Genomic DNA, 13,608 nt, shown 5'->3' with positions numbered 1-13,608 from the left:
GCCGGTCACCATGCCAACCCGCGGTGACTGGCTCGCTCGGTCCACCGGAGCGAGCGAGACATGAGTCAGTCACCTCCCAACCCCGCGGCGACCGGCTCGCTTGGGTGGCCGGAGCGAGTGCGGCGGACTGGTTTCCGTGCGGCGCGCGCGAGAATCAGTTGCGGTGGGTAATTCGGGTGGGCCGGTAATCGATCGGCGCTAGTCGTTCCTCATTCGATCGGTTGAACAATCAGCTCAGCGAGCGGGGCTTGGCGGAATTTTCCGCACAGTTTCCGGCGTGTTCACCTGGACCGCGCGAAAATGCCGCCTTGTTTCCAGCGGCACCCAAACGACGAATTTGTTTCACGACCCCGCAAACCCGGCTGGACTCAGCTGGGTTTGCGGGCCGAGATCAGGAGGTGTTCCTCCGGTTCCGCGCCCGGTTTGTCCGGCGCGAACGTCTCCGTCCGGGTTCCCGTCACTTCCAGCCCGGCCGCGCGAACCCGGTCGACCAGTGCGTCGATTGGGAAGCTCGTCAGCCGGATCGAGTGGCCGAGGAAGTCGACCGGCAGGTCTTCGACGTCGGCGGGGACGGTGATCAGCGCGAACCTTCCGCCGGGCACCAGCCAGGCCGCGATTCGGCTGAGTGCCTGCTCCGTTTCGAGCCTTGACAGCTGCAGGAACGGGAAGAACGCGCATACGGCGTCCCACACCCCTGGCTCCGACTCCCATTCTCGCAGGTCAGCTTGCACGAACGTCGCCTCGGGAACCTGCTCGCGGGCGATCCGCACCATCTCCGCGGACACGTCGATCCCGGTCACTCGGTGTCCGGCAGCGGTGAGATCGGCCGCGGTGGGGCGGCCGGTTCCGCTGCCGAGGTCCAGCACCCGCGCGGACGGGGGCAGCACCGCCAGCAGCTCCCGCACGGCCGCGTCCACTACCGGCGGACGGCCGAACGCCTCCTCGTACCCGGCGCCGATCGCGTCGAACAACTCAGCCGCGGTGGTCAGTTCCTTGGACATCCGGTCTCCCCCTCGCCGTCGAAGGAGTCCAGGTTATCGGGCCCCACCGACAATTACGCGGCAGCTTCGTAGGCAGCTGCGGCGACGACCAGGTCTTCCCACGCCATCCCGACGCTCTTGAACAGCCGAGGGCCCGGCGGCACCGCGAAGCCTTGAGCCAGTGCGGCGAGCGAGACCAGATCGCCTGCGGCAAGGGCACCGGATTCCATTGCCAGTACTACCTCTCCGGCCTCACGGGTAGCCGCGCCGATGGCTTCTACGACCACAGTGGACCGTCCAATGAGGACATCATCGACTTCTCGCGCGTCGGGTTCGTGCGAGCCGACGGCCACCACCGTGGCGTGTTCGGGGACCTTCGCGCCTTCGAACACGGGGGTTCGCGACGAGGTGCAGCAGACGATCAGGTCAGCCGAGGAGACGTCGTCCGGTGTGCCGGTCCGGGCGAACGGGTACCGCGCGACGAAAGCCTCGGTGCGCGCTGGATTCCGGCCGACCACCACGACCTCCTGCACTGGCCGCACCGCGAGGAAGGCTTCGAGGTGGCTCTGCGCTTGCGGGCCGGTCCCGAACACCACCAGTCGTTCCGCGTCGGGCACGGCCAGCAAATCAGCCGCCACGGCGGAGACGGCTGCCGTGCGGACCGACGTGAGGGCGACGCCGTCCAGGAGGGCCATGGGGGTGAGCGTCGGGCCGTCCATCAGCAGGTAGTGGCCTTGGATCCGCGGCAAGCCGCGCGCCGGGTTGCCGGGAGCGACGGAAGCGACCTTGACCCCGGCGTAGCGGTCCCAGGAAGCGGGCATGAGGAGGAACTGGCCGGCGGGCACGGGCACGACGGCCCGCGGCGGGTCCTGGTCCGGGTCGAGACCGCCGGTCAAGGCGGCGCGGATGGCGGCAACGGCTTCGTGCACGGTCGGCGCGGCATCGAGGAGCAGCACCCGGCGAGCATCGCACACGACACCGACAAAACCGGCTGAGCCGCAGGTCACAACGCCTTAGATACAAGCTGGGATGCATGTTAGCGTCGCAGCGTGAACGCGTTGAAACCCGCGGCCGACCGCGCCTACGAGCTGACCAAGGAACTGGTCCTGACCGGCGAACTGCCCGGCGGGCACCTGTTCAGCGAGGGCGAGATCGCCGAGCGCCTCGGGGTGAGCCGGACTCCGGTGCGCGAGGCGTTCCTGCGGCTGCAGGTCGAGGGACTGCTCAACCTGATCCCGAAGCGCGGCGCGATCGTCGTGCCGATCACGCCGGGCGAGGCCGAGGACGTGCTCGAAGCCCGCGAGGCCGTCGAAAGCGCGGCGGTACAACGGCTGGGCCGCCGTCCGGAGTTGATCCCGGCGGCGCTCGAACAGCTGCGCGCGGTGCTGGACGTCCAACGGCAGCACGCGGAAGCGGGCGACGTGCCCGCGTTCGCGGAGGCCGACGCGCTGTTTCACCGCACGATCGTCGAGGCCGGCGGCAACACCCTGCTGCTCAGCTTCTACACCACGCTCGCCGACCGCCAGCGCCGGATGAACGTCCACGCGCTCGCGCCGATCCCGGCTCGCCTGCCGCAGGTCGTCGGCGAGCACGAACAGCTTCTGCACATCATCGCGGAGGCCGAAACGAAGGCCGGCACCTTCGCTCCGGCCCTGCGAGCACACCTGGATTCGGTGCACCGTCGATGACCACTACCGCTGACCGCGCTCCCCTGCCCGAAACACCCGGTACCACCGCTCGTCCGGCCTGGCTCCCGGCCGCCGCCGCGGTATTCGCCTGCGGCTGGGGCGGCAACCAGTTCACCCCGCTGCTCGTGATGTACCACGCCGCGGGCTACTCCGCGTTCACCGTCGACGCCCTGCTCGGCGCGTACGTCGTCGGCCTCGTGCCGGGACTGCTGCTCTCCGGCGGACTGTCCAATCGGTACGGTCGCCGCCCGGTGATGTTCGCCGGCACCGGGTTGTCGCTGCTGGCGAGCGTGCTGCTGGCGCTCGGCCCCCTCGGCGTCGGATGGATCGCCGCCGGCCGGTTCCTCTCCGGCATCGCCGTCGCGGTCGCGATGGCCGTGGGCTCCACCTGGATCAAGGAACTCGCCGACGCCGACCCGTACAGCGCGGCCGACCTCGGCACCCGGCGCGCCGCGCTGTGCCTGACGCTCGGGCTCGGCATCGGCCCGGGCATCGCCGGAGCGCTCGCGCAATGGGGCCCCTGGCCGATGGTCCTCCCCTATCTGGTCCACATCGGACTCGCGCTGGTCTCGCTGGCCGCGGTGACGCGCAGTCCGGAAACGCTCGCGGTCCGGGCCGAAACCGTCCGCGCCGCGTTGCCCGCCACCGCGCGGCATCCGCGGTTCCGCCGGGTGATCCTGCCCGCCGCGCCGTGGATCTTCGGCTCGTGCGGCGTGGCGTACGCGATCCTGCCGCAGCTCGTCGAGCACCAGACCGGGTCGTGGGCGCTGGCCTACTCCACCTTGCTCACCGTCTGCGCGATCGGCGCGGGCGTCGGGATCCAGCCGATCGCCAAGCGGGTCGACCGCGCCACCAGCGCGCGGGCCGTGCTCACCGGGATGGTGGTGCTCTGCGTCGGGCTCGTCTTGAGCGTCTTCGCGGCCGCGCGGGAATCGCCGTGGATCGCGCTCGGCGCGGCGGTCGTGCTGGGCGCCGCTTACGGCATCGTCGTGGTGTCCGGACTGCTGGAATTGCAACGGCTGGCCCGGCCGGACGAAATCGCGGAACTGACCGGCGTGTACTACGCGCTGGCCTATGTCGGATTCCTCTTGCCGTCACTTTTAGCGGCCCTGAACGGAGTAGCGGGCTACCCGGTGCTGCTCGCCTGCGTCGCGCTGGTCGCCGTCGCGGGAACCCTTGTGGTGACCCGACACTCGCGCCGGCACCTGCCCCAGGACTGACCCCGATTCCGGCAAACGGGACCGAATGCGCGACCGCGCGGAAATTCGGTCCCGTTTGCCGGATTTGTTTCCCACTATTGTCGCTTGTGGATCGTGAAGGAGTCGGAAAGAGTTCTGCTGTCGGGAAATCAGGCGCGGCACGAGTGCGCCCGATTTCGTCGGGGCCGGTAACTCACGAACCCTTCTAGCAGGAAGTGGGAACTGCACATGGGGCGTTCCTCGCGATCCGTTCGCGCCCTGGTCATGGCTGCGACCGGCAGCCTGGTGCTGGCCGGGGCGACCCAGCCGGCGCAGGCTGCCGCGCCCGCCGCCGCGGCCGAGACGGCACCGCAATCGGTGATCGTCGTCCTCGCGGACCAGCTGCCCAGCGCGCCGCCCACCAAGGCGGCGTCGGACACTCGCCGCGCCAAAGCCACCCAAGAACAGGACTCGGTGCTCGCCAAGCTCGCCGGCGCGGCGCCCGCCAAGGTCAAGCACTTCGCGCTGGGCAACGCGTTTTCCGCCACCGTAACGCCCGCGCAGGCCGCCCAGCTCGCGCACGACCCGGCGGTCGCGCAGGTGCTGCCGGACAGCAAGGTGACGCTGCCGGACGCCAAACCGAGCGCACCGGCCGCCGCGCCCAAGGCAGGCGGACCGGCCGCGCAGTCCGTTCCGAACGCGACCTGCCCGAGCGACCCGGCGAAACCGTTGCTGGAGCCCGAAGCGCTGACCTCGATCCGCGCGTACAGCACCACCGGCGGCAAGAGCGCGTCCGACCTGGCCAACGGCGCCGGCGTCAAGGTCGCGTTCCTCGCCGACAACATGGACCCGAACTACGCGGACTTCATCCGTCCCGACGGCAGCCATGTGTTCTCGGACTACCAGGACTTCTCCGGCGACGGCCCGAACACGACCGACGCCGGCGCCGAGGCCTTCGGCGACGCCTCCTCGATCGCCGCGCAGGGCGTCGTGGTGCACGACCTGTCGAAGTTCGTCAACGAGAAGCACCCGCTCCCGGCGGGCTGCAACATCGTCGTCAAGGGCGTCGCGCCGGGCGCGAGCCTGGTCGGACTGAACGTGTTCGGCAAGACCGCCACGAACTCCGCGGTGCTGCAGGCGATCGACTACGCGGTGACCGTCGACCACGTCGACGTGATCAACGAATCGCTCGGCCTCAACCAGTACCCGGATTCCAGCTCCCGCAACCTGTTCCAGGTCTTCAACGACCAGGCCGTGGCCGCGGGCGTCACGGTCACCGCGTCCAGCGGCGACGCGGGCACCACGTCCACGATCGGCAGCCCGGCCACCGACCCGCTGGTGATCTCGACCGGCGCGACGACCGACAACCGGCTGTACGCGCAGACCGGCTACGCGGCTTTCGGCTTCTCCAACGGGAAATGGGTGAGCGACAACATCTCCGCGCTGTCCTCGTCCGGCATCACGCAGAACGGCCGCACCATCGACCTCGTCGCACCCGGCGAGGGCAACTGGGCCGACTGCTCGCCGGCGTACGCGGAATGCCACAACTTCAACACCGTGCCGCAGCCGACCGACCTCGAGTCCTTCGGCGGCACCAGTGAATCCGCCCCGCTGACCGCGGGCGTCGCCGCGCTGGTGATCCAGAGTTACCGCAATTCGCACCACGGTGCGTCGCCGTCGCCCGCGCAGGTGAAGCAGATCATCACCAGCACCGCGCGCGACCTCAACCTCCCGGCCGACGAGCAGGGCGCGGGCCTTCTCGACGCGCGCGCGGCGGTCGAGGCGGCGCTCACCGCTCCGGGTTCGACCGGGGCGCCGGCCGGCGTTTCGTCGAACATCACGCTGTCGGCCGACCAGCTGACGCTGGAAGGCGCGCCGGGCAGCACGCAGCAGGCCTCGGTGAACGTCACCAACTCGGGCACCAAGCCGCTGACGGTCAGCACCGGCACGCGGACGTTCGCGCCGATCGGCACGCAGGCGCAGACCACCTCGTTCGACTCGACCAAGCTGCCGACGTTCCCGTACTTCAACGGCACCAACTGGGCGTACAAGAAGGTCACGTTCTCCGTGCCGAACGGCGCGCAGCGGCTGCTGGCGCGGATGGCCTGGCAGGGCAGCCCGAAGACGGTCAACGGCCAGTCGGTCACCCCGGTGGTGCGGCTGACGCTGCTCGCGCCGGACGGCACCTTCGTCGCCAACAGCCGTCCGCAGGGCGGGGCCGCGACCGCGAACTACGCCAACGTGGACGTCACGCGTCCGGCGGCGGGCACGTGGACCGCGGTGCTGTACTCGGCGTCCGGACCGGCCGGGTACACCGGTGACATCCAGCTGGCGACGACCGCGCAGCGGGCCGTCCCGTACGGCCAGGTCTCGCCGCAGATCCTGCAGCTCAACCCGGGTCAGACGAAGCCGGTGCACGTCTCCCTGCAGACCCCGAGCAGCGGCGGCGACGCGGACTACTCGATCGTCTTCGGCAGCTCCGACGGCCACCAGACCACCGTATCGGCCGTGCTGCGCGCGCTGATCCCGACGAAGAACGGCCCGGGCACGTTCAGCGGCACGATCACCGGCGGCAACGCCCGTGCCGTGTCGCCCGCGCAGACCTTCTCCTACGAGTTCGACGTCCCGCGCGGCAAGCGGGACCTCGACGTCGCGGTGAAGCTGCAGGATCCGGGCACGCTGCTCGACGGCGTCCTGGTCGACCCGAACGGCGAACTCGCCGACGTGAACAGCAACGCCTTCCTCGCCTCGGCCACCACGCTGGGGCAGGGCACCGGGTTGCAGCTCGTCGACGCGAACCCGCTGCCGGGCCGCTGGCACCTGGTGCTCGTCGTGCAGAACCCGGTGACGGGCAAGCAGATCGACCAGCCGTTCACCGGCACCGTCGGCTTCGACCAGGCCTCGGCCAGCGCCCCCGCGCTGCCGCAGTCCGCGTCGCTCGCGGCGGGCAAGGCGGTGACCGTGCCGGTGACGGTGCGCAACACCGGCATCGAACCGATCGCTATCGGCATCGACGCGCGCACGAACGCCCGGCAAACGCTGCAGCCGCAGCCGATCCAGGGGTCGACCGAGGTCAACCTGCCGGAGCTGAACGCGGACGCGCCGGTGTACTCGATTCCGCCGGAGACGAGCAAGTTCACCGTCGCGACGTCCTCGACCGTGCCCGCGCAGGCGGAAATCCAGGGTTCGGCGGCGGGCATCGACGTGCTCGGCGACCTGAAGTCCGCGCAGAACGGCAGCACGGTGTCGGTCGCGACGATCGGCGAGAAGACCGGCTACGTCACCAAGGGCGTCTGGTTCGCCGACGTGCAGGAGATCGGCCCGTTCGGTCCGGAAGGCGCGCCCGCCGGGCATTCGAGCTACACGGCGTCGATCCAGACGGCGGGCTTCGACGGTTCGGTGACGTCGTCGACCGGCGACCCGTACGGCCAGTCGGTGGACCCGAACGGCACCGGCGGCACGCCGCAGCTGGTGAAGCCGGGCGAGACCGCGACCATCCTGGTGACGATCACGCCGTCGGGCAACCGCGGCGACAAGGTGGCCGGGCACTTGAACATCGTGACCGTGCCTTCGCTGCCGACCGGCGTGACCGGTCTGCCGCAGGTCGGAACCGGTGAGGTGCTGGCGACTCTGCCGTACAGCTACCGCATCGGCTGATCTCGCGTTCCGTGAGGGGAACCCTGAGGGACTCTGAGTCCCTCTGAACTGGGCCCCGGAAGTTGGACTGGTTATGTAGAGGTTAGGCGGCGAGGGTCTGGGCCCGGTATTCGGCCGGGCTCAGGCCTTGGAGCGTGGTGGAGATGCGGGTGGTGTTGTACCAGTCGATGTAGTCGTGCAGTGCCGTGATGAACGTGTCGACGGTGTCGAACTTGGTGTGGTGGAAGAGTTCTTCTTTGAGGTGGCCGAAGAAGTTCTCGGCGACGGCGTTGTCCAGGCAGGTGGCTCGCCGGGACATCGACTGGGTCAGGCCGGCGTCGGCGAGCAGGGAGCGCCAGGAGGCGTGCCGGTACTGGAAGCCCTGGTCGGAGTGCACCAGCGGGCGGGCTCCGGCGGGCAGGGTCGCGATCGCGGCGCGCAGCGAGGAGTTCGTCAGCTCCAGCGTCGGGGACGGCCCGCAGGCGTAGGCGATCACGGACCGGTCGAACAGGTCGATCACGGGCGAGAGGTAGACCTTGCGGTCGCCGATGCGGAACTCGGTCACGTCGGTGACCCATTTGGTGTCCGGGGCCTCGGCGCCGAACTCGCGGTTGAGCAGGTTCTCGGCGGCCGTGCCGGGCCGGCCGGGCCAGGACCGGCGCCGGCGCGGCCGCCGGACCTGGCAGACCAGGCCGAGGGCGTTCATCAGCGCGAGCACGGTTTTCTTCGCCACCCGCCAGCCGGCGCGGGCCAGGACCGTGTGGATCCGCCGGTGCCCGTAGCGGCCGCGGGCGGCCTCGAACGCCTCGGCGATCGCGGCCTTGAGCCCGGCGTGCGGGTCGGGCCGGTCGGGCCGGGCCTGGTGGTAGAAGAACGTCGACCGGGCCAGGCCCGCGACCGCCAGCAGCACCGGCAGCGGATAGTCGGCCTTGAGGGCGGCGACGGCCTGGGTTTTCACCCTCGCCCCTGCTCCCTCAAGGCCCGCAATTTTTTTAGGTAGGCGTTCTCCGCCGACAGCCGCAGGTTCTCCGCCCGCAACCGCTCCAGCTCGCCGGGACCCGGCGAGTCCGCGACACCGGGCGGACGGCCTTTCGGCTTGGGCCGCAACGCGTCCTCTCCCTCGCGCCGATACGCCCGCGCCCAGTTCTCCACGAGTTTGGGCGAGGACAGCCCGTGCTCGCGCGCCAGCTCGGCCGCGGTCGCCTCGCCGCCGACATACCGGCGCACGACCTCCAGCTTGAACTCGAACGCGAACGACCGCCTGCCTGGCTTGTCCATCAGCGCTCCCGCGCTCCGCAGCCTCCAACGATCACGCAAGCGTCGCACGGCACCCGCCGACACCCCCAACCGGGACGCCACGGCCTTCGCGCCATACCCGTCCTCGAACAACGCAACAGCGGACGCCCGCTGCCACTCAGACAACGAACTGCGTGGATGCAACGAACCACTCCCCGGACAGCTGGAACTGGATTCCCAGTCCAACTTCCGGGGCGCAGTTCACTCAGGGTTCCCCTCACGAACGTCACGTGGGCCGGGAAGGCGTTCCCGGAAGCGCGCACGGCGACTGGTCCCGCAGTTGATTCCGCACCGTTTCAGCGCGGTTCCCCGGATCCGGCGGGCACGGTGCTCGTCGCGGCGGCGTGGCAGGCGCCGAAGCCCTCAGCGCGCAGCAGGATGTGTCCACTGTGGACCCGGAGCGCGGTCTCGGTCGCGTCGCTGACCGCCGAGACCCCGGCCGCCGCGGCTACCGCACCGGTCTCGTCCACGATCACGCGCACGTCCGGCCAGGCCGAGTGCGGGCACGAACGCTTCAGCAGGCCGCGCAGGTCCGCCAGCACCAGATTCGTCAACGGCACCAGCTCCCCCGGCTGCCCCGTGACCACGACCAGCGTGACGTCCTTGGCCGCGCGCAAGGCTTCCTCCGCGGCGGACAGCCGGTGCAGCCCGAGCACCGCGACCACCCCGTCGCCGTCGATGCGCGCTGGACGCTCGCGCAGGGCGTCGAAAACCTCTGGCGGAGACCAGGTTTCCCCGGCCGCTTTGGCTTGCGGCACGATCGGCGGCTCCGGCCAGGTGTCGCTCAATCCCAGCGCGGGCAACGCTTCGCACGCGCGCACGACGTTGAACGGCTCGCCGAAACCGGGTGCCGCGGCAGCCAGCTGGCTCGCCCCGTGCAGCATGGTCAGCGCCGCTTCCGCCACGCGCACCAGCCGTCCGGACGAGGGCGAAAGCCGTTCCAGCACAAGGCCGAGCACGATCGCGTCGAAGCGCAGCAACTGCGCGTACGGCCGGTGGGTGAGTTCGTCGGCGAGGATTTCCGGCAGCAGGTCGACGCCGAGGCGCGCGTCCGGGTCGGTGGCCAGCGGCAGCCTCGCCACCCACGCGCGGGCGAACGCGCCGAGCGCTTCGGCGGGCGTGAGACCTGGGTCCGGTTCGGGCGGCTGGGCGGCGAACCGCTCCGCTTCGGCGGCGAGCACGGCGAAGTAGAGGGCGCGTTTGCCGGGGAAGTTGGAGTAGACCGCGCCGCGGGTCAGCTCGGCGCGCTCGGCGATCACGTCGATCTTGGCGTCGCGGAACCCGCGTTCGGTGAACTCCTCGCGAGCGGCGGCCAGCACCTTCGCCCGGTTGCGCTCCTGAGTCTGCGCCCTGGTCAGCCGCGCCATCGTGAGTCCTCCCGGTCCGCTTCCTTGCCAAGATACCGCCACCATTCATATGATGAGATCATCTGAAGTGACCATTTGGAGGTCCGCCTTGTCCCCCGTTCCCGAACTCGACCTGACCGATCCGGCCGTCACGAGCGACCCGTTCGCCGCCTACGGAGCCGCCCGCGAACAGGGCCCGCTGGCCAAGCTGACCGGTCCCGGCTTCCCGCCGATGCGGGTGCTGACGCGGCACGCGGAGGCCCGCGCGATGCTCACCGACCAGCGGTTCGCCTTGAGCGAGGCCAGCTACCAGCGTCCGGACGTGCCGGAGCACTGCCGGCCGTATTTGCGGACCATGCAGGAGATGGAAGGGGCCGAGCACACCCGGCTGCGCCGTCTCGCCACGCCCGCGTTCGCCGCCCGCCGCGCACTGGACTTCCGTCCGGAGATCGAGAAAATCGTTGCCCGGTACCTGGACGCACTGCCCGAGGAAGGCCCGGTCGACCTGCTGGCCGAGTTCGCCCGGCCGCTGCCGATGGAGGTCATCTGCGCACTCGTCGGCGTGCCGGAAGCCGAACGGCCGCGCTGGCACGAGTACGGCGCGGCGGTCGTCCAGGTGTCCGGCGAGGGGTTCGCCACCGCCGTGCCCGGGATCATCGACAGCTCGCGGGCGCTGGTCGCGCATCCGGACAGCGCGCTGCTGGCGCATCTGACGAGCGCGGGCCTGACCGAAACGGAAGCCGTCGCGCTCGTCTGGCAGCTCGTGCTCGCCGGGCAGACTCCGGCGAACTTCATCGCCAATTCCGTCGAAACCCTGCTGACGCACCCGGATCAGCTCGAAGCGCTGCGCGCGGAACCGGAACTGTGGCCGGGCGCGGTCGAGGAATTGATGCGCTGGTGCGGTTCGCAGCTGCTGACGATCCCCCGGCTGGCGACCGAAGACCTGGACCTGCACGGCGTGCGGATCCGCCAGGGCGAGCCGGTGACCGCGTCGATCGCGGCGGCGAACCGGGACCCGCGCGTCTTCGCCGAGCCGGACCGGTTCGACGTCCGGCGTTCGGCCGGCGCCCACCTCGGTTTCGCGCACGGTCCGCATTTCTGCCTCGGCGCGTCGTTCGCGAGGGTGCAGGCGGAGGTGGCGCTGACCGCGCTGCTGGAGCGGTTCCCCGGATTGCGTGTCCTCGAGGCGAAGCGGGTACCCGACCCCGGGACGTGGCGGCTCGCCGGGCTGACGGTCGCGCGGTGACACCTGTTCGGGTGAGGTCCCGGCGGCGCTGCCCTGGTCCGGTTACCGTTTCGCCAGGTCAGCACGACACCCAGGGAGGCATCCGATGTCCACGTCCATTCCGCCCGTCCTCGGCTTCGCGGTGCTCGATCCGCGCCGCGCGTGGCCGCTCGTCCTCACGCGCGGGATCCTGGGCGTGCTGTTCGGCGTGCTGGCGCTGGTGTGGCCGGGGATCACCGTGCTGGCACTGGCCTTCCTGTTCGGCATCTACGTGCTGGTCGACGCGGTCGGCGCGCTGATGCAGGCGTTCCGGCCGGGCGACGGCGCGCACCGGATCGCGTACGCGCTGCTCGGCGTGCTGGGCCTGCTCGCCGGGATCATGACGCTGGTGTGGCCCGGGGTGACCGTGCTGGTGCTGGCGACGCTCGTCGGGGCGTGGGCGGTGGTCACCGGGATCATGGAAATCGTCGCCGCGATCCGGCTGCGCAAGCAGATCACCGGCGAGGCGTTTTTGATCGTCGCGGGCGCGCTTTCGGTGATCGCCGGGGTGCTGGTGCTCTTCCACCCGATCGCCGGCGCGTTCGGCGTCGCGCTGCTGATCGGGATTTACGCGGTGATTTACGGGGTAACCCTCGTGGTCCTGTCTTTCCGGCTGCGTTCGCTCGCGAAATCCGCCGACCCAGCGGAGCAGCCGAACTAGCGGGACAATCGGCAGCGACCGCTTTCGCGACGGAAGGACCGTTCGATGGGCCAGCAATACCCCGGCAATTACGGGGAGGACACCCGGCCAGGCATCGACGCCGCCAGGTTGTGGGCAGGCGGACTGGCCACCGCCGTGGTCGCCGCTCTCGTGGCGGTGGTGGGCCTGCTGATCGCGCGAGGCATCTTCGACGTGCCCGTGCTCGCCCCGAAGGGCGACGGCCTGTGGGGCAAAGCGAGCACCCCGACGTACGCCGTCTCCGCCGCCGCGGTGGCGTTGCTGGCGACCGGCCTGATGCACCTGCTGAGCGTGGCGACCCCCGCGCCGGGCCAGTTTTTCGGCTGGATCATGGTGCTCGTCACGGCCATCGCGGTGGTCGTGCCGCTGACCCTGACGGTGGGCCTGGAAGCGAAAATCGCCACGGCGGCGATCAACCTGGTGATCGGTTTGGTGATCGCTTCCCTGGTGAGCAGCATGGCGGCGAGCGCCCGGACGCTGCATCGGCGGAAGCGGAGCAGCCGGGCGGAGCAGCAGCCGCCTCCGCCCCCGCCCACGCGGCAGTGGCCGGAGGGGCCGACTACGTATTACGACCGCTGAGCCTTCGCCAGAGCTGCCGCGCACCGTCCGGACGGCGGATCGGGTTCCACCCCGATTGCCGCCGTCCTCTCGCGCGCGCCCCCAGCAGGTCCGCGACCTGTGCCTTCAGCGCCCCGCAGGAGCGAAATCGGCCGCGTGATCGGCCACCCACTGGGCGAAACTCCGTGCCGGAACCCCGGTGACGTCTTCCACCGTCGTCGTCGGCCGGTCGGGTTCGCGGCCCGCCAAAAGGGCGTACGCGTCGAGCATGGCGTCCGCGTACTTCGCCGGCATCCGCTCGAGGAGCGTTTCTCGCATCACCTCCCGCGGCACCTCCTCCCACCGGGTCTCGCGGCCGATCACCTCTCCGATCACGCGGACCTGCTCGACCTGCGTGAGCGCAGCGGGGCCGGTGAGGTCGTACTTGGCGCCGACGTGCCCGTCGGAAGTCAGCGCGGCCACCGCGACCGCCGCCATGTCGGCTTCGTGGATCAGCGTCGAGTACACCGAACCGTAAGCTCCGCGAACGACACCGTTCTCGCGAATTTGCGGCGCCCAGCCAAGCGTGTTGCTCGCGAAGCCGTGCGGTTGAAGGAACGTCCACTCCAGACTCGTGCGCTCGATCGCCTTCTCCACCGCACGATGGACCTGGCTGATCGCGTCGTCCGAATCACTGCGGGCAGCGGCCGAAGACAGCAGGACCAACCGACCGGCGCTGGCCGCGATGGTGTCCGCGATCGCCTCGGCCGGATCGCCGGAGATCAGCGGCCACATCAAAAAGGCAGACTTCGCCCCACGCAACGCGGCACGGAGACTGTCCACATCAGACAAATCACCGGGAACGACTTCGACGCCGTCGGGCAGATTGGCCTTCTCGGGCCGCCGAGCCAACGCGCGTACCGGAAGGCCGCGCTCGGCCAGCTGGGTTGTCACCTGACGGCCGACGTTGCCGGTAGCGCCGATCACCAAAACGGTCACGGGGA

The 13,608-nt window shown here is 70.3% G+C and carries 12 protein-coding genes and 1 pseudogene; 6 read left to right on the top strand and 7 right to left on the bottom strand.

Translation table 11 applies throughout. From position 1 onward, the window contains the following. Nucleotides 1-368: 368 nt before the first annotated feature. Entirely contained in the window at nt 369-1,001 is a 633-nt protein-coding gene (locus SSMG_RS13480) for a class I SAM-dependent methyltransferase (RefSeq protein ID WP_009076593.1), read from the bottom strand. A 53-nt stretch (nt 1,002-1,054) separates the two neighbouring features. Next, complete coding sequence (locus SSMG_RS13475; RefSeq protein ID WP_100266781.1) at nt 1,055-1,936, bottom strand: ornithine cyclodeaminase family protein; 882 nt, start codon at nt 1,934-1,936, stop codon at nt 1,055-1,057. Between the two features lie 93 nt (nt 1,937-2,029). Here SSMG_RS13475 and SSMG_RS13470 point away from each other — a divergent pair, with 93 nt between their 5' ends. From SSMG_RS13470 to SSMG_RS13460, 3 genes are all read left to right on the top strand, one after another. Then, the gene (locus SSMG_RS13470) at nt 2,030-2,668 is read left to right on the top strand and encodes a GntR family transcriptional regulator (protein WP_009076589.1); all 639 of its coding nucleotides are present in this window, start codon (nt 2,030-2,032) and stop codon (nt 2,666-2,668) included. Further along, entirely contained in the window at nt 2,665-3,888 is a 1,224-nt protein-coding gene (locus tag SSMG_RS13465; RefSeq protein WP_009076587.1) for an MFS transporter, read from the top strand. The genes SSMG_RS13470 and SSMG_RS13465 overlap by 4 nt, the downstream gene beginning before the upstream one ends. Nucleotides 3,889-4,131: 243 nt before the next feature. After that, on the top strand, nt 4,132-7,503 hold the full coding sequence (locus SSMG_RS13460; protein ID WP_199785899.1) for a S8 family serine peptidase: 3,372 nt from the start codon (nt 4,132-4,134) through the stop codon (nt 7,501-7,503). Nucleotides 7,504-7,585: 82 nt separating this feature from the next. Here SSMG_RS13460 and SSMG_RS13455 read toward each other — a convergent pair whose 3' ends face one another. The 4 genes and pseudogenes from SSMG_RS13455 to SSMG_RS13445 all read right to left on the bottom strand — a co-directional run bounded on the left by SSMG_RS13455 (nt 7,586) and on the right by SSMG_RS13445 (nt 10,145). Then, complete coding sequence (locus SSMG_RS13455) at nt 7,586-8,440, bottom strand: IS3 family transposase (protein ID WP_009077419.1); 855 nt, start codon at nt 8,438-8,440, stop codon at nt 7,586-7,588. Continuing rightward, nucleotides 8,437-8,760 (bottom strand): helix-turn-helix domain-containing protein, encoded by a 324-nt coding sequence (locus SSMG_RS46855; RefSeq protein WP_234392755.1) that lies wholly within the window; start codon nt 8,758-8,760, stop codon nt 8,437-8,439. Before SSMG_RS46855 ends, SSMG_RS13455 begins: the two co-directional genes overlap by 4 nt. 39 nt (nt 8,761-8,799) lie before the next feature. After that, nucleotides 8,800-8,871 (bottom strand): annotated as a pseudogene (locus SSMG_RS47620) (hypothetical protein); the annotation flags it as partial. Between the two features lie 203 nt (nt 8,872-9,074). Beyond that, the gene (locus SSMG_RS13445; RefSeq protein ID WP_009076584.1) at nt 9,075-10,145 is read right to left on the bottom strand and encodes a TetR/AcrR family transcriptional regulator; all 1,071 of its coding nucleotides are present in this window, start codon (nt 10,143-10,145) and stop codon (nt 9,075-9,077) included. Between the two features lie 88 nt (nt 10,146-10,233). Between SSMG_RS13445 and SSMG_RS13440 the strand changes: the two genes are divergently transcribed. From SSMG_RS13440 to SSMG_RS13430, 3 genes are all read left to right on the top strand, one after another. Continuing rightward, a complete protein-coding gene (locus SSMG_RS13440; protein ID WP_037713559.1) occupies nt 10,234-11,370 on the top strand; it encodes a cytochrome P450 in 1,137 nt (378 codons plus the stop codon). Nucleotides 11,371-11,455: 85 nt separating this feature from the next. Next, nucleotides 11,456-12,049, top strand: coding sequence for an HdeD family acid-resistance protein (locus tag SSMG_RS13435; RefSeq protein ID WP_009076581.1), 594 nt, complete (start codon nt 11,456-11,458; stop codon nt 12,047-12,049). 45 nt (nt 12,050-12,094) lie between these two features. After that, nucleotides 12,095-12,646, top strand: a complete 552-nt coding sequence (locus SSMG_RS13430) for a DUF6069 family protein (protein ID WP_009076579.1) — start codon at nt 12,095-12,097, stop codon at nt 12,644-12,646. 105 nt (nt 12,647-12,751) lie between these two features. On the opposite strand, the gene SSMG_RS13425 is transcribed toward SSMG_RS13430, so the two are convergent. After that, on the bottom strand, nt 12,752-13,603 hold the full coding sequence (locus tag SSMG_RS13425; RefSeq protein ID WP_009076577.1) for an NAD(P)H-binding protein: 852 nt from the start codon (nt 13,601-13,603) through the stop codon (nt 12,752-12,754). Nucleotides 13,604-13,608: the final 5 nt, after the last annotated feature.

The sequence above is a fragment of the Streptomyces sp. AA4 genome, assembly GCF_000158875.1.
Taxonomy (GTDB): domain Bacteria; phylum Actinomycetota; class Actinomycetes; order Mycobacteriales; family Pseudonocardiaceae; genus Amycolatopsis.
Note: the sequence above shows the minus strand (reverse complement) of the source record. Positions and strands in the feature narration are given on the sequence as shown.

What these genes read in the sequence shown, in the direction of transcription:
- SSMG_RS13480 (WP_009076593.1), bottom strand. Translation starts at nt 1,001, where the DNA reads ATGTCCAAGGAACTGACCACCGCGGCTGAGTTGTTCGACGCGATCGGC.
- SSMG_RS13465 (WP_009076587.1), top strand. Translation starts at nt 2,665, where the DNA reads ATGACCACTACCGCTGACCGCGCTCCCCTGCCCGAAACACCCGGTACC.
- SSMG_RS13460 (WP_199785899.1), top strand. Translation starts at nt 4,132, where the DNA reads ATGGCTGCGACCGGCAGCCTGGTGCTGGCCGGGGCGACCCAGCCGGCG.
- SSMG_RS46855 (WP_234392755.1), bottom strand. Translation starts at nt 8,760, where the DNA reads ATGGACAAGCCAGGCAGGCGGTCGTTCGCGTTCGAGTTCAAGCTGGAG.
- SSMG_RS13445 (WP_009076584.1), bottom strand. Translation starts at nt 10,145, where the DNA reads ATGGCGCGGCTGACCAGGGCGCAGACTCAGGAGCGCAACCGGGCGAAG.
- SSMG_RS13435 (WP_009076581.1), top strand. Translation starts at nt 11,456, where the DNA reads ATGTCCACGTCCATTCCGCCCGTCCTCGGCTTCGCGGTGCTCGATCCG.
- SSMG_RS13430 (WP_009076579.1), top strand. Translation starts at nt 12,095, where the DNA reads ATGGGCCAGCAATACCCCGGCAATTACGGGGAGGACACCCGGCCAGGC.